The organism is Paenibacillus shunpengii, from assembly GCF_042684905.1.
Lineage (GTDB): Bacteria > Bacillota > Bacilli > Paenibacillales > Paenibacillaceae > Paenibacillus > Paenibacillus shunpengii.
In genome coordinates, this window is the sequence record NZ_JBHUMJ010000002.1 from 803,267 (window position 1) to 826,527 (window position 23,261).

General features: G+C 42.5%; 26 protein-coding genes and 2 pseudogenes. 23 read left to right on the forward strand and 5 right to left on the reverse strand.

Features of this window, described 5'->3' with window-relative positions; genetic code table 11:
- Window positions 1–14: 14 nt before the first annotated feature.
- A complete protein-coding gene (locus ACFSVM_RS03610) occupies window positions 15–458 on the reverse strand; it encodes a MarR family winged helix-turn-helix transcriptional regulator (RefSeq protein WP_379260454.1) in 444 nt (147 codons plus the stop codon).
- Window positions 459–672: 214 nt separating this feature from the next.
- Here ACFSVM_RS03610 and ACFSVM_RS03615 point away from each other — a divergent pair, with 214 nt between their 5' ends.
- Window positions 673–1,008, forward strand: a complete 336-nt coding sequence (locus tag ACFSVM_RS03615) for a hypothetical protein (protein ID WP_379260456.1) — start codon at window positions 673–675, stop codon at window positions 1,006–1,008.
- 68 nt (window positions 1,009–1,076) lie between these two features.
- Here ACFSVM_RS03615 and speD read toward each other — a convergent pair whose 3' ends face one another.
- Together speD and ACFSVM_RS03625 are read right to left on the reverse strand one after the other, a co-directional pair.
- On the reverse strand, window positions 1,077–1,949 hold the full coding sequence (gene speD / locus ACFSVM_RS03620) for an adenosylmethionine decarboxylase (protein WP_379260458.1): 873 nt from the start codon (window positions 1,947–1,949) through the stop codon (window positions 1,077–1,079).
- A gap of 173 nt (window positions 1,950–2,122) precedes the next feature.
- Entirely contained in the window at window positions 2,123–3,157 is a 1,035-nt protein-coding gene (locus ACFSVM_RS03625; RefSeq protein ID WP_379260460.1) for an RluA family pseudouridine synthase, read from the reverse strand.
- A 208-nt stretch (window positions 3,158–3,365) separates the two neighbouring features.
- Here ACFSVM_RS03625 and ACFSVM_RS03630 point away from each other — a divergent pair, with 208 nt between their 5' ends.
- The 7 genes from ACFSVM_RS03630 (at window position 3,366) to ACFSVM_RS03660 (ending at window position 11,777) form a co-directional block, all read left to right on the forward strand.
- The gene (locus ACFSVM_RS03630) at window positions 3,366–4,208 is read left to right on the forward strand and encodes a MetQ/NlpA family ABC transporter substrate-binding protein (RefSeq protein WP_379260462.1); all 843 of its coding nucleotides are present in this window, start codon (window positions 3,366–3,368) and stop codon (window positions 4,206–4,208) included.
- Between the two features lie 287 nt (window positions 4,209–4,495).
- Window positions 4,496–6,376: a DNA helicase RecQ gene (gene recQ, locus ACFSVM_RS03635; protein ID WP_379260464.1), complete on the forward strand. Its 1,881-nt coding sequence runs from the start codon at window positions 4,496–4,498 to the stop codon at window positions 6,374–6,376.
- Between the two features lie 44 nt (window positions 6,377–6,420).
- Window positions 6,421–8,190 (forward strand): B12-binding domain-containing radical SAM protein, encoded by a 1,770-nt coding sequence (locus ACFSVM_RS03640; protein ID WP_379260466.1) that lies wholly within the window; start codon window positions 6,421–6,423, stop codon window positions 8,188–8,190.
- 359 nt (window positions 8,191–8,549) lie between these two features.
- Window positions 8,550–10,058: a peptidase G2 autoproteolytic cleavage domain-containing protein gene (locus ACFSVM_RS03645; RefSeq protein ID WP_379260468.1), complete on the forward strand. Its 1,509-nt coding sequence runs from the start codon at window positions 8,550–8,552 to the stop codon at window positions 10,056–10,058.
- 242 nt (window positions 10,059–10,300) lie between these two features.
- On the forward strand, window positions 10,301–10,822 hold the full coding sequence (locus ACFSVM_RS03650) for an NUDIX hydrolase (RefSeq protein ID WP_379262865.1): 522 nt from the start codon (window positions 10,301–10,303) through the stop codon (window positions 10,820–10,822).
- A 186-nt stretch (window positions 10,823–11,008) separates the two neighbouring features.
- Window positions 11,009–11,413: a GNAT family N-acetyltransferase gene (locus ACFSVM_RS03655; protein ID WP_379260470.1), complete on the forward strand. Its 405-nt coding sequence runs from the start codon at window positions 11,009–11,011 to the stop codon at window positions 11,411–11,413.
- A gap of 202 nt (window positions 11,414–11,615) precedes the next feature.
- A complete protein-coding gene (locus ACFSVM_RS03660) occupies window positions 11,616–11,777 on the forward strand; it encodes a hypothetical protein (protein WP_205053686.1) in 162 nt (53 codons plus the stop codon).
- 468 nt (window positions 11,778–12,245) lie between these two features.
- On the opposite strand, the pseudogene ACFSVM_RS03665 reads toward ACFSVM_RS03660, so the two are convergent.
- A pseudogene (locus ACFSVM_RS03665) lies at window positions 12,246–12,311 on the reverse strand (putative holin-like toxin); the annotation flags it as partial.
- Between the two features lie 103 nt (window positions 12,312–12,414).
- Here ACFSVM_RS03665 and ACFSVM_RS03670 point away from each other — a divergent pair.
- From ACFSVM_RS03670 to ACFSVM_RS03680, 3 genes are all read left to right on the forward strand, one after another.
- The gene (locus tag ACFSVM_RS03670) at window positions 12,415–13,182 is read left to right on the forward strand and encodes a nucleotidyltransferase domain-containing protein (protein ID WP_379260473.1); all 768 of its coding nucleotides are present in this window, start codon (window positions 12,415–12,417) and stop codon (window positions 13,180–13,182) included.
- A 194-nt stretch (window positions 13,183–13,376) separates the two neighbouring features.
- Window positions 13,377–13,595: a hypothetical protein gene (locus ACFSVM_RS03675; RefSeq protein WP_379260475.1), complete on the forward strand. Its 219-nt coding sequence runs from the start codon at window positions 13,377–13,379 to the stop codon at window positions 13,593–13,595.
- A 36-nt stretch (window positions 13,596–13,631) separates the two neighbouring features.
- Complete coding sequence (locus ACFSVM_RS03680; protein ID WP_090723665.1) at window positions 13,632–14,819, forward strand: winged helix-turn-helix domain-containing protein; 1,188 nt, start codon at window positions 13,632–13,634, stop codon at window positions 14,817–14,819.
- Window positions 14,820–14,926: 107 nt separating this feature from the next.
- On the opposite strand, the gene ACFSVM_RS03685 is transcribed toward ACFSVM_RS03680, so the two are convergent.
- Entirely contained in the window at window positions 14,927–15,067 is a 141-nt protein-coding gene (locus ACFSVM_RS03685; RefSeq protein ID WP_379260478.1) for a hypothetical protein, read from the reverse strand.
- Window positions 15,068–15,210: 143 nt separating this feature from the next.
- Between ACFSVM_RS03685 and ACFSVM_RS03690 the strand changes: the two are divergent.
- The 12 genes and pseudogenes from ACFSVM_RS03690 to ACFSVM_RS03745 all read left to right on the forward strand — a co-directional run.
- Window positions 15,211–15,469: pseudogene (locus ACFSVM_RS03690) on the forward strand (MerR family transcriptional regulator); the annotation flags it as partial.
- A gap of 137 nt (window positions 15,470–15,606) precedes the next feature.
- Complete coding sequence (locus tag ACFSVM_RS03695) at window positions 15,607–16,086, forward strand: 2'-5' RNA ligase family protein (RefSeq protein ID WP_379260480.1); 480 nt, start codon at window positions 15,607–15,609, stop codon at window positions 16,084–16,086.
- Between the two features lie 37 nt (window positions 16,087–16,123).
- Window positions 16,124–16,594 carry an HIT family protein gene (locus tag ACFSVM_RS03700; protein ID WP_379260482.1) on the forward strand — a complete coding sequence of 157 codons (471 nt, stop codon included), beginning with the start codon at window positions 16,124–16,126 and terminating at the stop codon, window positions 16,592–16,594.
- A 31-nt stretch (window positions 16,595–16,625) separates the two neighbouring features.
- Window positions 16,626–17,081 carry a CDI toxin immunity protein gene (locus ACFSVM_RS03705; RefSeq protein ID WP_379260484.1) on the forward strand — a complete coding sequence of 152 codons (456 nt, stop codon included), beginning with the start codon at window positions 16,626–16,628 and terminating at the stop codon, window positions 17,079–17,081.
- A gap of 56 nt (window positions 17,082–17,137) precedes the next feature.
- Window positions 17,138–17,977, forward strand: coding sequence for a phosphotransferase family protein (locus tag ACFSVM_RS03710; RefSeq protein WP_379260486.1), 840 nt, complete (start codon window positions 17,138–17,140; stop codon window positions 17,975–17,977).
- A 133-nt stretch (window positions 17,978–18,110) separates the two neighbouring features.
- Window positions 18,111–18,593: a GNAT family N-acetyltransferase gene (locus ACFSVM_RS03715; RefSeq protein WP_205053675.1), complete on the forward strand. Its 483-nt coding sequence runs from the start codon at window positions 18,111–18,113 to the stop codon at window positions 18,591–18,593.
- A gap of 231 nt (window positions 18,594–18,824) precedes the next feature.
- Window positions 18,825–19,082: a hypothetical protein gene (locus ACFSVM_RS03720; protein WP_379260488.1), complete on the forward strand. Its 258-nt coding sequence runs from the start codon at window positions 18,825–18,827 to the stop codon at window positions 19,080–19,082.
- 169 nt (window positions 19,083–19,251) lie between these two features.
- Entirely contained in the window at window positions 19,252–19,971 is a 720-nt protein-coding gene (locus ACFSVM_RS03725; protein WP_379260490.1) for a metallophosphoesterase family protein, read from the forward strand.
- Window positions 19,972–20,120: 149 nt separating this feature from the next.
- On the forward strand, window positions 20,121–20,636 hold the full coding sequence (locus tag ACFSVM_RS03730) for a GNAT family N-acetyltransferase (RefSeq protein ID WP_379260492.1): 516 nt from the start codon (window positions 20,121–20,123) through the stop codon (window positions 20,634–20,636).
- A gap of 367 nt (window positions 20,637–21,003) precedes the next feature.
- On the forward strand, window positions 21,004–21,447 hold the full coding sequence (locus ACFSVM_RS03735; protein WP_379260494.1) for a GNAT family N-acetyltransferase: 444 nt from the start codon (window positions 21,004–21,006) through the stop codon (window positions 21,445–21,447).
- 495 nt (window positions 21,448–21,942) lie between these two features.
- Entirely contained in the window at window positions 21,943–22,656 is a 714-nt protein-coding gene (locus tag ACFSVM_RS03740) for a class I SAM-dependent methyltransferase (protein ID WP_379260496.1), read from the forward strand.
- 94 nt (window positions 22,657–22,750) lie between these two features.
- Window positions 22,751–23,227, forward strand: a complete 477-nt coding sequence (locus ACFSVM_RS03745) for an NUDIX domain-containing protein (protein WP_379260498.1) — start codon at window positions 22,751–22,753, stop codon at window positions 23,225–23,227.
- Window positions 23,228–23,261: the final 34 nt, after the last annotated feature.

Here is a 23,261-nt window from a genome sequence, read left to right on the forward strand (position 1 = left end):
CCTCCTAAATTAATTTAATTGTCAGACTGAGATGGGTCCTTTGGTTGATTCAAATGCTTAAGCATCTTCTGATACGAAGCGATAAGCAGATCCATCTCTTCTTCTGAGAACTCGGACCATAATCCATCCGTAAGCTCCTTGTACTTATCCAGCATTTTCTGCTCGACGGCCATCCCTTGATCCGTAATATGCAGTACAACCTTACGTCTGTCGGATTCGGCACTTCGCCGCTCAATATACCCTTTGCTAACCAGCTTGTTGGTCAAATTCGTAATTGCCGGCATCGTTACATCCAGCTGGCCTGCGAAATAGGTTGAAGTCTGAGGACCTTCCCAAGCCAGTGTCTGGAGGATGAAGTATTGCGACGAGGTGAGATCGTTGTCCAAAATCTTGGCATATTTCACCACAAAGTTCGTCATGTAGCCGCTCATTAGTTTAGACAGTAATTCGTATTTCACGAATCATTCACCTCAAGTCCTGCTGCATTTTTTGTTTAAATATATTAAATATTAATACCTCTTAACAACTTTAGTTTAAATAAATAGGAGTCATACGTCAACTTGGTTTTTACTTCCACTCGGTGCCCGGATATATGCACGAGCTGTCAAACGGAACTTGCTACTTTCATAATCAACGGTTATCGTTAGGACAAGGAAACTTTGAAGGAGAGAAATGAAGAATATTATGGTACAATTGACATCTAAAAAAGCAGCTGACTTACTTGATCAATGGATTGTATTTCTGGATATGGACAACCCGAAGGCTTGGGATCGTGACGAATATGCCTACATTAAAGAGAGTCTTGGCGTCGTTCGCTCTGTAGTCAAGCTGCTTAGAGGAAAAGGCGCAGGCAAAGCCCCTGGCAAAAAAGAGCTGGCTGAGCTGTTAAACGAATTCATAGAGGAAATTGCCTTGGACGATGAGCTGGAGTGGGAGAAGGAAAACAGGGCTTTTGTGCAAGAGGTGCATGAAGCCGCCAAGTTTGCTGTGAAGTTCTTGCGTGATTAAATTATAAAAAGGACAGCTGGCACCGAAATTCCTAGTTTTCGGCGATGCTGTCCTTTTTTTGCTCGATGTCATGTATCCATATCGACTGCCCGTTGGTATATAAAATCCTCTTCTGCATTCTCGTCTATGACACCGGCATCCATATTGATGCCATAATAAATTTCGTCCATCTCTGTTTTGAGCTGTTCCGTAATTTCCTGTTGTTCCTCTGCACTCAGCTTGTCCTTCGTATAACCGAACAAATAGTTGTTGAGATCAAATTCTTTCAGTTTGCATTTGGTGTGAAAAATATGGTGCTGATACACGTTGATGTCAATCATATCAAATTGCTGCTGAATACTGGCTGGAATGTAGTTCTGGATCGAGCTAATGTCATGATCAATAAACAGCTTATTCCCATCAATATCACGGGTAAATCCGCGCACACGATAATCGATCGTCATGATATCCGTATCAAACGAATGAATGAGATAATTCAGCGCCTTCAGCGGCGAAATCTCTCCACAAGTGGATACGTCAATGTCAGCACGGAAGGTACTGATTCCTTCATAGGGATGGAACTCCGGGTAGGTGTGAACCGTAATATGACTCTTGTCCAAATGCATCACCACATGATCCGGAAGCGGACCAGGTGACTCTTCGAACGATTCTTCTTCAGCATCGCCTACTGGACCTTCCGAGACGAGTAGTGTTACGCTTGCCCCTTGAGGGATGTAGTCCTGCTTCGCCACATTAAGCACGTGCGCTCCAATAATATGGGATACATTCGTCAGTATCTGTGTCAAGCGGTCTGCATTATATTGTTCATCAATATATTCGATGTAAGCTTCGCGTTCTTCCTTGGTCTTGGTGTAGCACACATCATACATATTGAAGCTGAGGGATTTGGTCAGATTGTTGAACCCGTGCAGCTCAATGCGCTGTTCTGGTGTAAGTGCCATGAATGCTTGCCTCCTGTCCCGAGTATCGCTAGTAGCATGTACAGTCCTGTACATACTTTACCCAGAATAGCTGGGAATTAAAGAGGAAGCATAAGTAAATATGGTGTTGGAATCCATTTCACTCATCACATAAAAAGGTGGATGCGAAGGCGATATAATGCTATCGGCTGAGATCACTTCGGTGGAAAAGGTCTGAGAAAAGCTTTGGGAATCGGTGTTTCGAACCGCATCTGCTTCCCTGTCCCCGGATGAGTAAAGCCAAGCACTCTGGCGTGCAGAGCAAGTCGGCCGATGCCTCGTCCCTTGGCGCCATATTTCTTGTCCCCGACAACCGGATGTCCCAATTCCTCCATATGAACCCGGATCTGATTCTTGCGCCCGGTCTCGAGCTGAATCTCAAGCAATGAATAGTCGTTGCTGGTTTGCAGTGTTTTGTAATGAGTAACGGCCTTCTGCCCATCATTTGCATAGGGTGTGGAATACATCTTGAGTGTCTTGCTCTCTTTTAGATAGGAGGTAATCGTGCCCTGCTCCTGCTTGACCTTACCTTCCACAAGCGCAACATAGGTTCGTTCTTCGACCGTATCACGCCAAGCATTTTGGAGAGACTGCTGAATGGCTTCGCTCTTGGCGAACATCATCACTCCTGAGGTATCCCGATCAAGGCGATGAACGATAAAGATTCGGTTAGCCGGATGGGATACGCGGACATGGGCCGTCAGCTGACGATAGGCTGTAAGCTCTTGTTCTTTGTCGGAAGCAACAGACAGCAAGCCAGAATCCTTATTTACGATGATAATGTCGTCATCCTCATGCAGAATCGTCAGGCCAATGAGGGGAGGAGCTTCTTCTTTTTTCTCCTGATCAATCGTGACGCTCATCCCTTTGGTCAAAGGATAATTAAATGCCGTAATGGTCTTCCCATCTACGCTAATCTGGCCGCGGGACAAGAGTGCCTTGATTGAATTACGGCTCTTATTGGATAAGTTCGCCAGCAGGTAGGGGAGCAGCTCAGCGTCTTCTTGGACGATGTAGCTCTTGACAGGCGCCGATGGAGTCGAAGCAGGCTTTTTCGAAGCGGATTTGGCTGTTCCTTTGAAGCTTGAAGCCTGTCCTTTGCTGCCTTTATGTGATCTGGTGTTCGAGGCTGACGGTGGACGGTTGCTGTAGTCATCCTCTGTACCTTGATAATTCGTTTTTTTTCGCATGCCTTAAGGCCTCCTGGTTCGGTTAAAAATACGGTAAATCCATCAAGCGTTTAGTTCTTGATATCCTGGTTAATATACCACACAAGAGGTAAAGTTTGCACGGAATCGCCTGGGGTCGTGGAGGTTGTTCGTGGTAAAATGATGATGCATAGAATGAGCTCAAGTATGAAATCTTATAAGAGTATGAAGAAAAGGGAGAATAGACATCATGAACATGAAGAAAAAGAAGTTTCATCTACTAGCACTTCTCGCTGTACTTAGCTTGCTGCTCGCCGCTTGTGGTGATCATTTGGTAGAGGAGAACAGCAACGACATAAGCAAGGAAAATATCGATGAGGATCAACAAATTGTGATTGCCGGGACAGAAGGTGCAGGCAAGCAATTTATCGACAAAACGATCAAGGATCTGTTTGAGAAGCAGGGCTACACCTTACAGGTCACAGAAATTACAGACCCATCAGAGGCAGCGACGAAGCTTGCTGAAGGTTCGATCGATGCGTATATCAATACATTCATGGATAATCGGAAGGAGCAGCTGACGACGTTAACAAGCGTTCCGACCGAGCCGCTTGCGCTGTATTCGAATACATTCAAGGACGATGACCAGATTGCAAACGGTACGACGGTAATTATTCCGGAGGAACCCTTAATGCAGGGCCGTGCATTGATGATGCTGGAGGACGAGAATCTGATTGGCATCCGCAAAGGCGCGTCATTATCTGAGATGTCTGTGGAGACAGATGTCACGGACAATCCGAAAAATTTGAAGTTCGAAAAGGCACCCATCGATCAGCTCTCCGATCGAATCAAGAACGAAGCACTTATTGCTGCCCCCCTGCATATTGCTGTCGATGCAGGCCTTACAGAGCAGGAGGCACTTGATGTAGAGGATGTTCCTGGTCAATTCCAGGACCAGCTGGTCGTGCGCAGCAAGGATCAAGGGACAAACTTTGCCCGCAGCTTGAAAGAGCATTTTCAGTCCACCGAGTTCAGGAAGCTGCTGGATGAGCATTTCCCAGGCTATGATGAGCCGGAATGGATGGAAGATTAATTCAATCTATGAGCAGAAGCTAGCCTGAGTGGGTATAGAACGACAAAAGGAAGTCATTTCAATGAGATGACCTCCTTTTTTTGCGTTTTAGGATCAATCTACATATAAATGAAGCAATTCTGAAATGAAATCCACCAGGCATCTTGATGTAGAGCAGGGATGTTCGGTACACTAAATAGATTGAGATCGTAAATCTAACGCTATAGTTCATTCATTCTGGATAGATGTAAGCTGAATACGAACAGGTGATGTTCTCTTATCAAGAAAGACGGTGAGGAGTAACGGCAATGAGTATACAAGAACGAACAATGGATGAGGCACGCGAGCTGCTTCAGACTTACTTCGGTTATCCCGACTTTCGGGAAGGCCAGAAGAAAATAGTGGACAGCTTATTGAGAGGACAAGATACCCTGGGCATCATGCCGACAGGCGGCGGCAAGTCGATATGCTATCAGATTCCGGCGCTTCTGCATTCGGGACTGACCCTGGTGGTGTCACCTCTTATTTCCCTAATGAAGGACCAGGTGGATGCCCTGCTTGCCATGGGCGTGCCTGCTGCATATATCAACAGTACACTGACTGGACGTGAAGTGAATGATCGGATCCGGGCGGCACAGCGCGGAGAGCTGAAGCTGTTATACGTCGCCCCGGAGCGTCTTGAACTCGACTGGTTCCGAGACGAGATGGCCGCACTGCCCATATCCTGTGTCGCTGTCGATGAAGCACACTGTGTCTCTCAATGGGGACATGATTTTCGGACGAGCTATTTGGCGGTGGCGCCATTTGTAGATTATTTGCCCCAGCGCCCGATCGTGGCTGCCTTCACAGCGACGGCAACGCCTGCGGTTATGGATGATATTCTGGAGCTGCTTCGGCTTCGCGAGCCTGAAACCTTCGTAACCGGACTTGGACGGGATAATCTGGCGATGCAGGTGCTGCGCGGTGAGAACAAGAAGGAATATATTATGGATTACACACGCGAGCATGCGGATGAGGCGGGCATTATCTATGCGGCAACCCGTAAGGATGTAGATGATCTGTACAGCCGGCTCAAATCTGCGGGGATTGCAGCAGGGCGTTACCATGCCGGCATGACGGATGACGAACGTGCGGCGAGCCAGGAGGCTTTCCTATTCGATGATATAAGAGTCGTTGTTGCTACGAATGCCTTCGGCATGGGGATTGACAAGAGTAACGTAAGGTATGTCATTCATTACAATATGCCAAAAAATATGGAAGCTTACGTTCAGGAAGCAGGACGTGCAGGGCGGGACGGTGAGCCGAGTCAGTGTATTCTCCTGTTTAGCGCGCAGGATATCATGACTCAGAAATTCCTGATTGAGCAGGGTGAATTCCAGGATGAGGATCGGAAGCGGAATGACTACCGGAAGCTGCAGCAGATGATCGATTACTGCTATACGACCAAATGTCTTAGGAGTGCACAGCTGGACTATTTCGGTGAGGTTCATGATGGAACAGGCTGCGGCATATGCAGCTCATGCACGGATGACCGAGAACTCATCGATATGACGGTTGACGCGCAGAAGATCTTCTCCTGCATACACCGGATGCGTGAACGGTTTGGCATTACAATGGTATCTCAGGTGTTGAAGGGGTCGCGGAACAAGAAGGTGCTGGAGTATGGATTCGACCAGCTGCCTACGCATGGAGTCATGTCCAATCGCTCGGAGAAGGAAATATCGGAGATCATTAACGTGATGGTATCCGAAGGATATCTGACCCTATCTGAAGGACAGTATCCTGTAGTCAGACTACAGCCGCTGGCAGTGGAAGTGCTCAAGGGACAGCGTGAAGTGATGCAGCGTGTTGCCCGCGTAAGTGCGTCAGCCGCCTCATCGCGCAGCAGCAGAAGCAGTCGTGTGAGCCGGGATACATCACCTTCGGCGGTTAATGAAACGGTATTCGAACAGCTAAGGCTGATTCGCAGGGAGCTGGCGGAGAAGGAGCATGTGCCTTCTTATATTATTTTCAATGATGCGACACTGCGCGAGATGAGTGTGGTATGTCCGCAGAGCGAACGTGACATGCTGAAGATCAAAGGGGTCGGGGAAGTGAAATTCAAGAAATACGGACAGCCGTTCCTGGATTTTTTCCTGAATCAGGGCGGTAGTTCTGTGGACGAGCCTTATGATGATTATGATTTTTAGACGATAATGAATTATATATTACCCCAGGGAAAAGGTTGTGCAGAATGAAGGTTATTTTATCGACACTGAACGCGAAATATATCCATACGTCACTTGCCATTCGCTGCTTGAAGGCTTACAGCGAGAAGGATTTTGATATTGAGCTTGCTGAGTATACGATCAAGGATCCCGTCATGAACATCGTGTCCGATCTATATCAGCGCGGGGCAGATGTCATCGGATTCTCCTGCTATATCTGGAATATCGAAGAGACGATCAAGGTCATTAATATATTGAAGAAGGTCATGCCCGAGGTCAAAATCATTCTTGGCGGACCTGAGGTGTCTTATGATGTGGAATATTGGATGGAGCGACTGACAAACGTCGATTTTATCGTGGTTGGCGAAGGAGAAGAGACCTTTCATCAGCTGCTGACGGAGATCGAGACGACTCAGAAATACCACTTCGTGTATGGAGTTGCCTATCGCAAGGGCAATGAGATTATCGTCATGCCGGGCCGTCCAAAGGCGAATCTGAATGAGCTGCCTTCGCCGCATCGTTTTGCAGAGGATATCCCGGATCTCGGTAAAAGAGTCGTGTATTTCGAAACGAGCCGCGGCTGTCCGTTTAGCTGCCAGTTCTGTCTGTCAAGCATTGAGGTTGGTGTACGCTACTTCGATATCGAGCGCACCAAGGCGGATATTCTGTACCTGATCGATAACGGAGCTAAGCTGATCAAATTCGTGGATCGGACGTTTAACATCAAGCGTGATTATGCGCTCGACATGTTCCAGTTCCTGATCGAGAACCACAGAGGCTGCGTGTTCCAATTTGAAATTACGGCTGACATTATGCGTCCCGAGGTGCTCGATTATCTCGCGGAGCATGCGCCGCCCGGTATATTCCGGTTTGAAATTGGCGTTCAGTCCACGAATGATCCGACGAATGAGCTTGTGAAGCGCCGTCAGAACTTTACGAAGCTGAGCCGTACCGTAAGCAAGATCAAGGAGAGCGGTAAAATCGATCAGCATCTGGATCTCATCGCCGGCTTGCCGCTGGAGGATTACAATACGTTCCGTAAGACCTTTAACGATGTATTTGCACTCGGTCCAGAAGAGCTTCAGCTCGGATTCTTGAAAATGCTGCGGGGAACGGGTCTGCGAATCGATGCGGACAAATACAATTACTCGTATATGGAGCATGCACCTTATGAAATACTGGGAAGCGACGTCCTTCCATTCAGCGATATCGTCCGATTGAAACGGCTGGAGGATGTGCTGGAGAAATACTGGAACGCACACCGGATGGATCATACACTGAAGTACTTGATGGAGCAGGAATTCACCTCTCCATTTGATTTCTTCCAAGCGTTCGGGGATTACTGGGAAGGACAGGGCTGGCAGAAGATCGGCCACCAGCTGGAGGATTTGTTCACCCGTCTGCGCGCATTCCTGGAGGATCGGGGTACGGCGAACATGGACGTTATCCTTGGTCTGATGAAGCTGGATTACTTCCTTGGTCACAAGTACAAGCCGCGCAAAATATGGTGGGATCTTACGCTGGAGAAGAGCGATTGGTCAGGGTATATCAAGCGCCTAAGCGATCATCCTGAAGAGATTTCTTCGGTATACGAGAGCATGGCACTGAGTGAAAAAGAGCTGCAGAAGCATGCGGTACTGGAGATTTTGCCGTTCCATCTGGAGAAGGTGCTGGCTGGAGGCACTCCGGCTGCTGCCGAAGGCAGAACACTGCTGCTGGTTGTATATCAGCAAAATGAATCGCAAAAGCCGGTTTATTTTACACTGCCGCTTGGTGCGGAAGCGAAGGCGATCTAGGCTGTAAAAAGTTTAAAAAAGAGAACCACCTTCTTATTAAACAGCGAGTAAAGCAATGCAGCATATCAGCAAGACCTGCGAACAGGTTCATCCTTATGACTTATTCGCAGGTCTTTTTGATATGCTCTTAAGTTGAATCCTTTGAGGTAAGGGAGGGGGAGGAGGAGTCGATAGAATTGCGGTTGGTAGATTAGTTTCGGGTCATGGCTAAAGAAATTTACTGAAAGTGCAAAGAAGCGTAGTCATCATATCATCCCCTTTTGCGTAAAAAGAAACCTCTTGTCTAGCAATGTCCCAGGCATTATTCATATTCTCTCATAGAATAATAGAATCAAAGATTCTGAAGGAGAGATGTATCAATGTTGTGCAATTCACAAGCGATAGGAACCTGTTCCACAGCGGAAGGAACCAACACGGTGGCAATCGGCAGCTCATCCCATACGGAAGGACTGGATACGACAGCAACACAGACGGCAGCCCACGCCGAGGGATACTTAACACAAGCGCTGGCAGATGCCTCACATGCAGAGGGAGGAGCATCCATCGCTTCCGGTCTATACTCACATGCGGAAGGGGAGCAGACTGTAGCGGGTGCAGAGGCAGCCCATGCTGAAGGATATTTTACGTCTGCATCTGGATCGGCTTCGCACGCGGAGGGCGGCGGTACCATGGCGCGTGCGCTCTATGCTCATGCCGAAGGTCAAGCTACGATTGCAGATGGAGATAACTCGCATGCGGAGGGATTTCTTACATCGGCAATTGAGCAAAACTCCCATGCCGAAGGCGGACTCACGATCGCAGCTGGCATTAACGCGCACGCGGAAGGTGAATTGACGATTGCGAGCGGACTTAATTCCCATGCCGAAGGAATGGAGACCACCGCATCTGGTCAGGCAGCCCATGCTGAGGGTGAAAACAATACAGCCAGCGGAAGAGCCTCCCACGCTGAGGGGAACCTGAATCTCGCCAGCGGTGCTTTTACTCATGCGGAGGGACAGCGTACGGTGGCGAGTGGCGACCAGTCTCATGCGGAGGGTAATCAGAGTGTTTCCAACGGTCAAGCGGCTCATGCGGAAGGAGCGATCACCACAGCCGGAGGACTTGCTTCTCACTCAGAAGGTGTGAACACGATGGCTGACAGTAACTATGCTCACGCCGAAGGACAAAGTACTTCCACGAATGGTCTTGAAGGTGTCCACATCATGGGAAGATTCGGAGCAGCCAATGAGCAGGAGTACTCTTGGTATTTGGCGAATGGGACAAGCGCTGAAGCGCCTGGGCTGGCTGCCAAGATATTAAGCAATGGAGATGTAAGAATTGACGGTACCGTCAGCAGTCCGGCTGCAGATTATGCCGAAATGTTCGAAACGGTAGATGGACAGCCCATCAAGCCTGGTTATTTTATTGCTCTGGAAGGGGATCGGGTCAGAACTGCACGTCCGGGAGATCGATACATCTTGGGTGTGAGCAGTGCCGTGCCTGCTTATCTCGCAGACTCAGGAGAATTGGGCTGGCAGGGAAGATATGTGACTGACGAGTGGGGAAGAACAAAGTATCATGAGGTCACTGTGCCTGCACTATTGGACAAACAAGGAGCAGTCCTTGCTCCCGAGCGACTAGAGCTTCAGCCCATGCTGAACCCTGCCTGGAATCCGAAGCAAGCTTATATTCCTAGGATGCAAAGACCCGAGTGGGTTGCCGTCGGCATGCTGGGCAAGCTGCGGGTCAGAGATGATGGATCGTGCAAGCCAGGGGAGCTGTGCAACGTAGGTCCGGATGGTATCGCAACCGCTTCGACAGAAGGCTATTATGTGCTGCGGAGAACAGGAGAGAGCCAGGTGATGGTGCTGATCGGGAAGGTTTTTTAGGGATGATGGGGAATGTTGAAGTGATGCTTTTATTCCATCAAAACTGCAGATATGTATAGCGTCAACATCGTTAATATTGTCTGAAATAATATGTTGTTTCACCAGTTTGTAGCTCCGTCTGGAGGATGCAAATCTTCAGCTTCTGTTATAAGCTTAAGGCAGATCAAGCTCATTTGAAGCAAACGAATTCAAACCTAACCTGCAAAATAACGAACCAGAAGAGGTGGCCTATATTGAACGAGATGTTGCAGCAATTCAAGACACTGAGCGGACCGGTCCATTGGGGAGTGGTAACGGCTCATCTGAATATAGAACAGGAACCCGATGAATCGCTGATCAGCAACATCAGTATCATTCCTGTCGTTGGCAATCAGTATGTTGTCATGCAGCTGGAGGATGGCAGATGGGAGCTGATCGGCGGTACACTCGAGCCGGGTGAACACTATATGGATGGCTTAAGGCGGGAGCTGATGGAAGAGATCGGGGCGGAGCTAGTATCCTATCAGCCATTTGGTCATTTTCAGTGTTCCTCTACGGCCGAAGCTGCCTATCGCCCGCATATCCCGCATCCGAATTTTATTCGTCTGCTAGGGTATGGTGAAGTGAAGATTGTGGCTAAGCCGCTGAATCCCGAGGATGGAGAGCAGGTATCTCTGGTGGAGCTCGTAGATATTAATGAAGCGGTAAGAAGATTTGAGTCGATCAACCGGTATGATATCGCGGAAATGTATAAGCTTGCCCATATCGTAAAGACGGGGAAGTAAGATTCCCCTGTTTAGTTTATACATGACTCCGTCTCAAACAAGACCATCCAAGGCTGGGTCGTCATCTCTATAGTATAGTTATTTAGGGCATCTATTGAACGTGAGTTGGATAATGAAAGTTAATGAAGGACATGCAGTTATTATGTTGTATAAGAGTTGAATTTTGCTTGTGAAAGTGGGGATATCATGGAGATTGAATTTGCAACCGAAGCGGATTATACATACATAGCAGATCGAGATCAACATATCGCTAAGGCGCTTATTGCCAGCAAGATTAGAGAAAAAGAAATTTTTATGCTTAGGGATTCTTCAGAGGTCATAGGCCGGATGAGATATGGATATCTTTGGGATAACACCCCCTTTATGAACTTGATCTGGCTTGATGAACCTTATCGTGGCAAAGGTTACGGCAAAGAGACTGTACTCCATTGGGAGCAGCTTATGAGGCAGCAAGGTTATCCTACAGCTATGACCTCGACTCAATCCAATGAAGACGCTCAACATTTCTACCGCAAGCTAGGGTACAAAGACGCCGGCTGTTTAATGCAAGAGAATGATCCGATGGAGATCCTGTTTACCAAGAAGCTATGATATTTATCCATCAACAGATATAGTATGAACTGAAGAGTATGTAGCTGAAGATGTTATGGTGGGAGCATCGTCCATTTTTAGTTTAGAGAGTATATGCAATTTATTTCCGAAGCCAACATATGTGCGACTATAGAGGTTTATACATAAATCAAGAGCTCCGACATAAACATCTTAAACACGATGAGCATAGGAGAGTGCAGTCATGGAAACGTTCGGCAGAGGTTGTCTTTGGCTTATCCTTGGGGCTATCGGATTAATGGTTCTTGCTTTTATCACTCAGAGCACGATCAACATCCCTTGGTTTATTTTCATTCCGGTAGTAATTCTTGTCTTCTGGTTGGCTTCTAAGAAAAGTAAAAAGTAAAGATCTAACAAGGTCCGAAGGTATCGGCACTGACAGGCTCGTGATGAGGCTGTCTTTTTTCGTTTCGTAGAAGTGGTGTACGATGCTCTCTAACGCGGTACGGGGTAATTATTCATGCGTACAATATATAAGCGAGAAGTCTTGTTAATCGGCTCTTTCCTGTTCAAACCAAAGGAAGCATCTCTATTTGAGCGTTCATTTAAAAAATGTTCAACCAGTCCTTGAAGCGGTCAGGAATTAAGATTGGAAAGTTGCTAGGTCAAGAAATTATTGCAGACTATATTACATACCTTATATAAAATAAAAATAATGAACAAACCTATAAAAGCGTTATAAAAAGAGTTATACTGAGGTTAGAATAAGTATGGATCCGTGCTGGAACACGACTCCAAAGTACAACAACTGCATAAAGAGCAGTCGGCCACGTAAGATGGGTCGGAAGTAGACCGTTATCCTAGCCAGGGCGGTCTATTTCTTTTTCATGTAGGTGAGCAATGTCAAAATGAACATGCCGAACATGAGCATTAAGGAAAGTGCATCTTTGAGCTAGAATACATAGATAACAATTTTTACATCTTAATGGTATTTAAGAAAGTAAATACAAAGAGGGAGTAACATCTCTTTAGGAGGTGTCTATATGATGTTAGAAAAAGTAATAAATAGAATTGTAATACAAAGTGAATATAAGGATTTTGTTGTTAAGTATATGGATCATATACTTGCCGAATTTAAAGGTAAGATTCATAGCATTTATATGTGTGGCTCGATTCCAAAAGGAACTGCTAAACCTTTTAAGTCAGATGCAGACTTTACTATTGTATGTGTAAATCCCTCAGATATTGATTACGAAAGATTGTCAAACATTAAAGACAGGCTTTTGAAAGAATATCCATTCATTACTAAGATTGATACGATCATTTGCTCAATTGACGATGTATTAAGTAAACCAAATGAGTGGGGTTTTTGGGTTAAGATAATCTGTGTTTGCATATATGGTGATGATGTTGGTGAAAAAGTACCACCGATCATTATTTCTCCAGAGTTCATTTTAGACTTAAATACAGAGACCAAGGAAGAAGTAGATCGTGTACGTCGTTCACTTTCTACTGCTAGTGATCACACGATGAAAACTAGATATATTAAAGGGTATTCAAAGAGATTAATTCGTGCATTATACTCTTTGGTTTTAGTAGATACAGGTGTATGGCAAGATGACATTATTGAGATGAAGAATGCCATAATAAACTATTGCGAGATTGACTCCGCTTTAGTTGAGTATCTGTATGCTTGTTACTTGGATAGTGATGTACTTGTTGAGGAGTTTTTGGGAATTGCAGATGAAGTATACAGCTATTTTGAGAACGCTCTAAACGTAATGGCTGCTTCCAGAAATTCATTCGGCTAACAGTATATTGACGATTATGGTTGCTCTGAGAAGCGAGTGACCACATTCAGCCTCCATAAGCCCGTCGGGACGTCACTTCATTAAGTGTTCGACAAGCCTCACAACTATAAGCAGCGACTTTAATGGGCCATTACGTCGTCAATACAAAACGTTAGTACAATCATCGTAAAGATAATATTAAAGTGAGTGTATCTATGAAGATCGTAAAACCAGTTATTATTGAAGACTATAATGATGACTGGCCATTTATTTTTAATGAATTGAAAGAAATACATTACATTATTGAAAGACCTTCAAGTGATTACAGGTCCCTTGTCCGCCCGATATTAGAAGTGGAATTGATGAGGGATTTCACGTTATACAAAATATTGCCAGGAGCAAATTGCAGGAGATTTCAATATGGATACTCGTGAAGTAATACTTTACTAAACTAGAAGGTAGGTGCGAACATGATCCAATTGACAAAACGCCAGGCACGGCAATTTCTGTTGTTGAAGCATGGGCTTCTAGGCGAATATAAATTTAGTGGGAAGCAGGGCGTATTGGACTTTGCTCGGCAGGCCAGCTGTATTCAATATGACCCCATCGATGTTTGCGGTAAAAACGCCGAACTGGTGCTGCAGTCGCGTATTAAGGGATTTACGAAGGAAATGCTCGCCGAGCTGCTGTATGAGGATAGAAGCCTTGTCGATTATCCTGACAAGAATCTGTCCATTATTCCTGTCGAGGATTGGCCGTATTTTGAGCGATTCAGACAAGCCGCGAGGCTACATGGCGCACGCTATCCCGAAATGGAAGCGTTGACAGCGCAAGTAAGAGCTCATATCCAAAATTACGGTGCACTAAGTTCAAATGATTTGAAGTTGGAAGGAGATTTCTCTTGGCAATCGGCCATCCACTGGAGCAGCGGAAACAATACAACCCGTTCGGTGCTGGAACAGATGTATTCGACGGGTGAGTTGATTATCCATCATAAAAAAGGAACTCGTAAGTATTACGATATTGCCAAGAAGTACATACAGCCAAATCTGCTGAATGCATCAGAGCCGCTCGAGGATGAGCTTGAGCATTATAAGTGGCGGGTGCTGCGTAGAATCGGCTCTGTTGGTCTCTTATGGAATCGTGCGTCCGATGCATGGATGAATATATGGGGGTTGAAAACGGCTCAGCGTAATGAAGTTTTTCGCCAGCTATTACAAGAAGCACGCATTGTTGCTGTTGCCGTGGAACAAATGAAGGATATGCTGTACTGCCTTACAGAGGATTTACTGCTAATTGAAGACGTTCTGCAAGATAACGAGCCGAAACTGCGTTGCGAGCTTATTGCCCCTCTAGATAATTTCATATGGGACAGAAGACTTATCAACGAATTGTTTGGCTTCGATTACACCTGGGAGATATACATTCCTGCAATCAAACGAAAATACGGCTATTATGTGCTGCCACTATTATATGGAGAGAGCTTTATTGGACGAGCCGAGATCATCGTGGAGCGAAAAACAGGAACACTCGTTGTTAAAAACATCTGGTACGAGAACGGTGTGAAGCAAACAACGCAGTTGCGAACAGCCCTGAACAATTGTCTCCAAAGGTTTGCGATTTTCAACGGGTGTGAGACGATTTCGGCAGAGATCTGACAATCTACAGTTCAGCGGTCTACGTAATACTCGACTTCTTCACCGAGATTACGTTTCCACCAAGACTCTTGGAGTACCGACACAAGCGCGAAAAGATAAATTTGTGTTTATTCAACTGTCCCGATCATTTTCGTAACGCCATCGCCATCGATCGACTTTGTGACCTCTATCTTGCCTCCATTGGTCCCTGCGCTGAATACGATGAGGTCAGCGTTGACGAAGGCGGCCGCTAGCGTATCCACGGACATGTTAGCGAGATCTCCCACTACCGTATGAATGCCTCACGCTGTATATTCTGTCTGTAAGTGAGAAATACGGGAGCACAGATTCTAAATGATAAACTTTTTATCAGCTAAAAATCGAAAATGTTAGAGTTTTCAACAATCCGTTCGTGCCAAGCATACAGGGCAATTAAAATAATATACGGATGTTCGACGAAGAATCGATCAACTGGCTGTATGGCATCAAATGCCTTAAGCAATCCGGGATGCCGATTGGAGTCATAAAAACGTACATCGATCTCTGTCTAGAAGGAGACTCGACTCTTCCGCAGCACCGTTCTCCAGACACGACCAATCCTTTGGAATTGGGACAGAATTCAGCATATGCATAGTGACGTATTTTACTCACCTGCTGTTCGGAAGGCGTGAGAGATCTTAAACGAATAATGAATATAACAAGAATTTAAAACTTAAATAGAATAGAAGGTAGTGATTATATTTTGTATGGGGTAGTACTTCATTTTGACTCAGAAACAAATCATAAAATCAATAATCTATGGGGGGAATTGAATGAGGAAGGTATATCTAGCTATGCTAACGAAATAGAGAATAGAAAGCCACATCTAACCATAGCTGATTATTCAGATTTGGAGGAGTGTAGTTTCAAGAATAGGTTCTGCGAATATTACGATTCAACTCCAAGGCTCTGTCTAACCTTTAGCATGTTGGGGACGTTCATAAAAAGTGGAGCTTTATTTTTATCTCCGAATCCAACAATGGAATTGCTAGAACTTCACTTCAATCATCATCATCACTTCAAGGAATATAATGTATTCTCCAATTCAACGTACAATCCTGAAAAATGGATACCTCACTGTACAATTGCAAACCGATTAAGCGATCAGAAGTTATTAGAAGCATTACAATACAGTACAAAAAGATTAGAGAGTATACAAGCCGAGGTGCAAGAAATATCACTTATCAAGTTGCAGTATAAGGACAATAAAAGAGTAGTTGAAACTATACTTAGTAAGGAATTTATATAAGAGATTAGAGGGAAATCAATATCTTGGAGATGAGTTTATGAAGCATAATTTTCTGTCAGATCCTATAGGTTTTGCAGATAGAGGTGAAAATCCTACTGTCATAACCAAAATGAAATCAGGCTACGCTGTTATCGGATTAACACAATTTTTACCGGGCTATTGTTTGCTTATTCGAGCACCGAAAGTGAATGAGCTAACAGATCTAGAGTATGGAGATCGTAATGATTTTTTACTTGATATGAGTCTATTAGGAGATGCTTTGAAAGAAGTATGTAAACCAATGAGAATCAATTATTCAATTTATGGTAATGAGGCTCCATTCTTACATGCTCATGTATTTCCGAGATATGAATGGGAACCGGAGTACAATCGAAGAAACCCTGTATGGACCTATCCGGAATCAAATTGGACGGATGATCAATACCAATGGAATGAAGCGACTCACAGAGGTTTAATGTTAGACATAAAAAAGGTGTTGGAAAAAAGAATGTCAAGTGGTTATGGTTGACTGATGAAATATAAGAAATGGCGGTTTTATCATGAACCAAGAAAGAAAATTAAAATTAGAAAGACGATTAGAAAAGCAAAAGCGCAAGAGCAAAGAAGAATATAGTGTGTTGTTTAAAGAATGTATTGCTTCACTAAGTGAAGGAACCATAATTTATAGCCAAGAGCAATCAAATCGAATTTATAATGATCTACCAGAAAAATATGAATTTACTACCTATGGTCGAGTGAATATGGAGGTTCACGTTTTTGAAGAGCTAACAATAAACGATTTGCTTAATCATATAACCAAGAAAGAAAAGTGTATTGTACTATGGAGTCATGGGAATGACCCTGTAATACAAGTGGATCTTGCAGAAGCAATAAATAATTTGGATGAAATACTGGCTGTCTCTCCGGATGTATGGCTATATCGAGTAGATGAATATGTGATTGAGTTTTTACATGATGGTGTTATTAGAAAGTTCTATCGATCCAAAGATTCGTGAACACAATAACGTTAATCGAAAGACCTTAAAAAATAGAGGAAGAAGGTTTACAGTTGATGGTTAATGACATCTTGTTGCGTAAGTTTCCGAATATAAAATTGACTGCATTGACAGGAGGATATACCAATTCATCATTTCTTCTCGAAGGATCAAACCCTCTGGTTATTGCGAAAATTTTCAATAAAAATAATAGTAATGGTAAGAGTGAAAGGGATACACTGACTCTTTTAAACCATTCAGGTGTGTCTCCAAAAATTTATGATTATTTTGAAGACGATACATCCGGGTACATCATTATGGATTACATACATGGAATCAACGGCCAGCGTTTGCTAGATCAAGGTGATATGGATAAGGCTCGAGAGATCTATAAGTTGTTAGGTGTTCGTTTATCCACTGAAATACATTCAATAAAACAGAAAAAGAGTCAATGGGAATTACCCATCATTGGGCTTATGGAACGAGGAATTGATTCAGTCGATTTTGTCTCCAGTGATCTAAAGGGCAGGGTGAGAGATCTCCTGGATATTCATGTTGAGGAAGAAAATACCTTAATTCATGGTGATTTTGGACCTCATAATACGATTTTATCCGAGAATTCAATGGTTGTTATTGATTGGGAGTGGGGAGGATGGGGGCATCCTCTTCAAGATATCGCATGGGTGCTATGGTTTGTTCATCTCCATTACCCCGATATTTGTGAAGAGCTATCTGAAATTTTCTTAAATGCATATCGTTTACGCTCACCCATACAAATAACAGAGGAAGCTGTAAAAGCATTTGCACTTTCTAGAGTAATTCATATTTTGAATCGAACAAAGAATGCGAATCCCAATGTAAAAAATGAGTGGCTTAGAAGATTAGAGTGGACATTGAATACCAATTTATTAGGATAATTCTATAGAAGAGAGTCCTTCAATATAACGTAATATTCACGCTGCGGACATTTAGCCTGAGTCGGATACCCAATACAGGAACATGTTATACGTACTGCAAAGATAAATAAAACCATATATGTGGGTGAATTGCATGAAGGAAATAAAAATACTGAAAATTGATCGACTTGAAGTTCATGAAATAAGACAACTCGTTGAAAGTAGTCAAAATGAAGGCTTCCGTCATCTTTCTCGACTAGTTAATGAATATATAACAGGGATCAATACTTTTTCACAAGAAGGAGAGGCACTTTTTATTGCTGTATACCGGAGTGAATGCATTGGAATATGTGGTTTGAATCAAGAGACTAGTATAAAAAGTGAAATAGGAAGAATAAGAAGACTATACGTAAAACCCGAGTATAGAAATAAAGGCATTGGAAGAGAGTTATTAAACGCAGTAGTTAAGTTTGGGGAACCTTACTATAAGAGACTAGTACTAAAAACTGATAATGAAAAGGCAAGTGCTTTTTACAAAGTACATGGATTTAAAGAAACTGACGGAGTAGATAATCAAAGTCATTATATGAATCTTGGTGCAAGCTGGGGTAAGCAAGAAGGTCAAGATCTTCAATGAAGATATGAGATTTTTAGGGGTTATTTTAAAAAGTTTGTAAAGAAAGAAGTACATTACTTCGTAGGTGATACGTAGAAAGAAAGCCCATCGTCTCTATATTAGATAGGTCACTCAATGACTCCATTTCTATCTCAACACCTCCAAAAAGACTCTTAAATTAATCCCTGTTTACAAACGAGCGAACGACGTATATGCGACACACCCTAACCTATAAAATTAAGAGGAAAACCTATGAGGAAATATGCTTTTGTTGATATCGAAGATGAAGTGAAGAAAGTTATGATGTATGAAGCAGATCAAGAAGTCTACGTCTTCACCTATAAAACCGTAGAAGATTTACCTTGCACTCAAGACTATTGGTTTGAGACATTGATCGAAGCGGAAGAGTATTGTGAAGATCGATTCGGAAGTCTTGAATGGATCCAGATTAAGGATCCAAGCCAGGGAGAATCTCATGACTTGATAAACTCTCAAATTCATGGCAGATAATCATTAATTCTATTTTCTCTTATCAACAGGTTTTCAAGCAGGTCATAGATTTGCGAGAATGACCAAAAGAATAAGGTAGTTATGCTCGTGTATGCTTCTCGGGTTCGTCGTTACTTACAAACAATTTAGGTTAAGTTGATGAAAACTAATAAAGAAAGAGGAACACCGAATGAAGTCGTATGCCATTATAACAGACATACATGGTAACAGCCCTGCCTTAAAAGCAGTGCTTGAGGATATTGATTCTAAAGAAATAGAACAAATCTTTTGTTTAGGAGATATGATTGGCATTGGGCCAGATAGTAATACAGTTATGGAATTACTACTACAGCGAAACAACATTTCATTCGTGATAGGGAATCATGAAATAGCAGTGATTGCTGCCTATAAGGGTGAACTTCCTCCTAAAGGTCATGAGGATGAACGAGTTCATCATAAATGGTTGGCTGACCGAATTGAAGAAAGATATATTGATTTCCTTAAAAAGCTTCCCAAACGAATAGTATATGAAGATTCAGGAATAAAATTCTATTTGGCACACTATCATTTGAATAGTATGGGTGATTATCTTCCTATTGAAAAAAATCCGACTTCAGAAAAGTTAGATGAGCTATATTCCAATCTAGACTATGATATTGTATGTTTCGGACATCACCATATTGTTCACCAATTCAAATCAGATAAGATAAATTATTTTAATCCTGGCTCATTAGGCTGTTATCATAAACCGATTGCAAGATACGGAATAGTACGAATAAATAATAACTCTATTGAAGAGGAAGTAATTGAAGTACCTTATAATAATGTAAGCTTCTTAAAGTCATATGAAGATCTTAAAGTTCCAGATAGAGAATTTATTTTAAAAATATTTCATGGAGCTCAGATTTAATGGTTGTCTCAAATATCATCTAAACATCACCTAACTTCGCTTCTACGCTGTGGGTCGTTCAACCCTTAGTTTGCAATAAGGGGCAATTAGAGTAGCGGGATCAGTTTACAGCTATGCTAGAAGCTCATTTCAAATTTAGGAGAAAGAAAATGAACCTAGATGACAATCCAATAGGGGTAAAAATAAGAAATTTAAGAGCAGATGATTATAACAGTGTTCTGAATTGGAGTAAGGATGACTCTTTCTGTTCAGCAAATGGATGGGAAAAAGATAGAAACCCACAAGAATTATATATATGGTGGCTGAAATGTGTGAATAACGAAGCTGAAGATTTTATTCGAATGGGAATAGAATTTAATGAAAGGCTTATTGGATATGCTGACTTGGCCTGTATTAAAGACAATTCTGCTGAGTTAGGTATTGCAATTGGTGAAAGTACGCTCTGGGGGAAAGGGCTTGGATTTCATTCAGCTCTATCTATGATCGACCATGCTTCTAAGAAATTAGGAATTACTGTCTTTAACGCAGAAACACACGATTCAAATGTTAGATCGAGAAAAATGCTTGAGAGAATAGGCTTCAAAGAAATTAGTAGAATTGGTAGTGAAGAATACTTAGGATTGGACAGTCAACTTATTCAATACAGATTAGATTTGAGGAATTAAAATCACAACAAGGAGGAATGATAATGGCATCTCACAAAGAAATTTATTCAAATCAAGCTGATGCGTATGAGTTTATGATTAGTAAGCAGCCACAATTATCAACCTATTAAATGAAAAATTAATGCAACTCGGTTCTCCTAGAATATGGACAACGGTAGAGGCAGATATCATAGGAATTGACCTATTCGAGACTCATCAATTGATTTAATAGCATTGGGCATTTGTAATTACGAAGCATGAAAGGAGTGATGTCGTATGAATAATACAAAGAAGCTGAAAACCAACAGTGATTTAAGAGGTGTTTCGATTTAACACAGGGGAATGATTAAGTGATTCCTCTGTGCAACTTGACTAGGAGGAATCTAGCATGGAAATTAGTTTGAAGCCTGTAACGGTTGATAATTGGTATAACTGCACCCAATTGGAAGTAAGAAAAGATCAAAAGAGTGTATTCCCTGCACCAATCGTCTACTGGATTGCTGAATCTAAGTATGTCACTGAGTTCGAACCGTTAGCGATCTATTGTAGTACAGATATTATAGGTTTTATTGTGTATTGTACGATGCCCGATAATAAAGGTAACTATTGGATTCCAGCGCTAATGATTCATAAAAAGTACCAGGGAAAAGGGTATGGAAAAGCATCGATGAAACAATTGATAGAATTAATGAAAGATACATTGAATTGCCAAAGAATAATGATAGGACATAGGCCTGAGAACACAGTTGCAGGCAATCTATATGAATCTCTGGGATTCAAAAGAGTAAGTAGCGAATTAATTGATGGTGAAGTAGTTCGTCTCATGATATAAAAGGATTGATTAGTTTTTCAATCCCGCTCAGTTCTTATAACTAGAGAGATAAACGATAGATTAAATAGTGACTTAATGAACAAATTTCAAATTCAGAAACCTGGCTTTGATGGGGATGCATTTCATTTCCATTCGACATTAACCTATGGATACAATCAATATAAACAACTTTCAGAGATGAAGAGCAAGTTAGATGAAGAATTTAATGAAATAAGCTATCAGGTAAAAGAAATTGCTATGTTTTATTCTGTTGACGAACATCGTCCAGGAAGATTCATCACCCATAAAATACTACCAATAATGAAGAATTGATAATTTTTAATGCACCTATGCTTCGGGGTATTGCCTTCTTTTTTATCAGACGCATAGGTAGTAATTCAGACAACACACGACCCGGCCTAAGGAAAGAGTTATCTAAGGCCGGGTCACATTGTAGATTAGGGAACGTGATGTGCAATTAAAGTAAAGCGTGATTAAGGGAGGCGTTTTTCGAAGATGGACAAAACAATTAGAACCCTAAATGATCTATATGAAATGTTAGATACTCAGTTTCGACCCTCCAAGCAATTTTGGGATCCGTTTTATTCAGATCGTCAAAAACCAATTCCATTCTTTCCTAATAAGCCAGATGAGAATCTTGATCTGTATATAAAGTCAGGAATGATTAATAAAGGACGGGCGTTAGAACTGGGCTGCGGTCCAGGGAGGAATGCCATCTATCTTAAATTGAATGGCTATGATGTGGATGCTTACGATATTTCACAAGTAGCTATTGATTGGGCTAAAGAAAGAGCGAGTGAATTAGAGCTCGACATTAATTTTAAGTGCCAATCTGTATTTGATCTGAAACCAGTTAATGAATATGAGTTGATATATGATTCTGGTTGTATGCATGGTATCTTACCCCATCGAAGAATTCAATATTTGGAAATGATTCATCAGGGGTTAAAGTCAGGAGGGTATTTTGGTTTGACCTGCTTTGCATCTGGGTTTGGAGAAATTGGTGGACCACAATTCACAATGAATGATTGGGAAGTATATGAAGAGAAGAGCATGAAAGGTGGTCTTGCATTCACTGAAGAAAAAATAAGATTTATAATGTCTGATTATTTTGAATGTATAGAATTAAGAATGATGAATCCTATGGATGAGGATAGCTGTCTTTTTGGAGTACCATTCTTATGGACATCGTTATGGAGAAAGAAATAGGAATATTCATCGTACCGAGATCGGATCCGTCAGCTTAGCTGCCTAATAAAAAAATTACGAATAACAATTCAAATAAATAAAAGGAGATTCAGTGATGCCTATATGTGTAAATAAACGCGGGGATGTATTTGAAGAACTCATGGAAGTTTCTGAAGAAGAAATGAGTTCAATGAAATTTGAATATCCGATCACCCATGCACTAGTCGTGGCCAAGAGCGCTGAAGGATTTTTATTGATGTTTAATAAGTGGAAGAAGAATTGGGAAGTTGCTGGTGGACTTCTCGAAGAAGGTGAAACATTACGTGAATGTGCTCTGCGAGAGTTAATGGAGGAAACGAATCAAATACCTAGCCGTCTATTCTTTTTAGGCTTAATGAGGTTTTCACTACATAATGGAAAGAAAGAGTATGGAGGATTATTTAGTGCGTTCATTACTGAACCAAGACCCTTTGAAGAGAATGAGGAGGCAAGGGAAATTGTATTTTGGGATGAAGAAAGTGAAATTGGATACATCGATGAGATAGATCATAAGCTGCTAAGCTTTTACAAAGATGAAATATTCCTTTCTTGATAAACCTGTTATTAAAGTTTTCATTTATTTGTGT

What these genes read in the sequence shown, in the direction of transcription:
- ACFSVM_RS03615 (WP_379260456.1), top strand. Translation starts at nt 673, where the DNA reads ATGAAGAATATTATGGTACAATTGACATCTAAAAAAGCAGCTGACTTA.
- speD (WP_379260458.1), bottom strand. Translation starts at nt 1,949, where the DNA reads ATGGCACTTACACCAGAACAGCGCATTGAGCTGCACGGGTTCAACAAT.
- ACFSVM_RS03625 (WP_379260460.1), bottom strand. Translation starts at nt 3,157, where the DNA reads ATGCGAAAAAAAACGAATTATCAAGGTACAGAGGATGACTACAGCAAC.
- ACFSVM_RS03630 (WP_379260462.1), top strand. Translation starts at nt 3,366, where the DNA reads ATGAACATGAAGAAAAAGAAGTTTCATCTACTAGCACTTCTCGCTGTA.
- recQ (WP_379260464.1), top strand. Translation starts at nt 4,496, where the DNA reads ATGAGTATACAAGAACGAACAATGGATGAGGCACGCGAGCTGCTTCAG.
- ACFSVM_RS03640 (WP_379260466.1), top strand. Translation starts at nt 6,421, where the DNA reads ATGAAGGTTATTTTATCGACACTGAACGCGAAATATATCCATACGTCA.
- ACFSVM_RS03645 (WP_379260468.1), top strand. Translation starts at nt 8,550, where the DNA reads ATGTTGTGCAATTCACAAGCGATAGGAACCTGTTCCACAGCGGAAGGA.
- ACFSVM_RS03650 (WP_379262865.1), top strand. Translation starts at nt 10,301, where the DNA reads ATGTTGCAGCAATTCAAGACACTGAGCGGACCGGTCCATTGGGGAGTG.
- ACFSVM_RS03655 (WP_379260470.1), top strand. Translation starts at nt 11,009, where the DNA reads ATGGAGATTGAATTTGCAACCGAAGCGGATTATACATACATAGCAGAT.
- ACFSVM_RS03660 (WP_205053686.1), top strand. Translation starts at nt 11,616, where the DNA reads ATGGAAACGTTCGGCAGAGGTTGTCTTTGGCTTATCCTTGGGGCTATC.
- ACFSVM_RS03670 (WP_379260473.1), top strand. Translation starts at nt 12,415, where the DNA reads ATGATGTTAGAAAAAGTAATAAATAGAATTGTAATACAAAGTGAATAT.
- ACFSVM_RS03675 (WP_379260475.1), top strand. Translation starts at nt 13,377, where the DNA reads ATGAAGATCGTAAAACCAGTTATTATTGAAGACTATAATGATGACTGG.
- ACFSVM_RS03680 (WP_090723665.1), top strand. Translation starts at nt 13,632, where the DNA reads ATGATCCAATTGACAAAACGCCAGGCACGGCAATTTCTGTTGTTGAAG.
- ACFSVM_RS03685 (WP_379260478.1), bottom strand. Translation starts at nt 15,067, where the DNA reads ATGTCCGTGGATACGCTAGCGGCCGCCTTCGTCAACGCTGACCTCATC.
- ACFSVM_RS03700 (WP_379260482.1), top strand. Translation starts at nt 16,124, where the DNA reads ATGAAGCATAATTTTCTGTCAGATCCTATAGGTTTTGCAGATAGAGGT.
- ACFSVM_RS03705 (WP_379260484.1), top strand. Translation starts at nt 16,626, where the DNA reads ATGAACCAAGAAAGAAAATTAAAATTAGAAAGACGATTAGAAAAGCAA.
- ACFSVM_RS03710 (WP_379260486.1), top strand. Translation starts at nt 17,138, where the DNA reads ATGGTTAATGACATCTTGTTGCGTAAGTTTCCGAATATAAAATTGACT.
- ACFSVM_RS03715 (WP_205053675.1), top strand. Translation starts at nt 18,111, where the DNA reads ATGAAGGAAATAAAAATACTGAAAATTGATCGACTTGAAGTTCATGAA.
- ACFSVM_RS03720 (WP_379260488.1), top strand. Translation starts at nt 18,825, where the DNA reads ATGAGGAAATATGCTTTTGTTGATATCGAAGATGAAGTGAAGAAAGTT.
- ACFSVM_RS03725 (WP_379260490.1), top strand. Translation starts at nt 19,252, where the DNA reads ATGAAGTCGTATGCCATTATAACAGACATACATGGTAACAGCCCTGCC.
- ACFSVM_RS03730 (WP_379260492.1), top strand. Translation starts at nt 20,121, where the DNA reads ATGAACCTAGATGACAATCCAATAGGGGTAAAAATAAGAAATTTAAGA.
- ACFSVM_RS03735 (WP_379260494.1), top strand. Translation starts at nt 21,004, where the DNA reads ATGGAAATTAGTTTGAAGCCTGTAACGGTTGATAATTGGTATAACTGC.
- ACFSVM_RS03740 (WP_379260496.1), top strand. Translation starts at nt 21,943, where the DNA reads ATGGACAAAACAATTAGAACCCTAAATGATCTATATGAAATGTTAGAT.
- ACFSVM_RS03745 (WP_379260498.1), top strand. Translation starts at nt 22,751, where the DNA reads ATGCCTATATGTGTAAATAAACGCGGGGATGTATTTGAAGAACTCATG.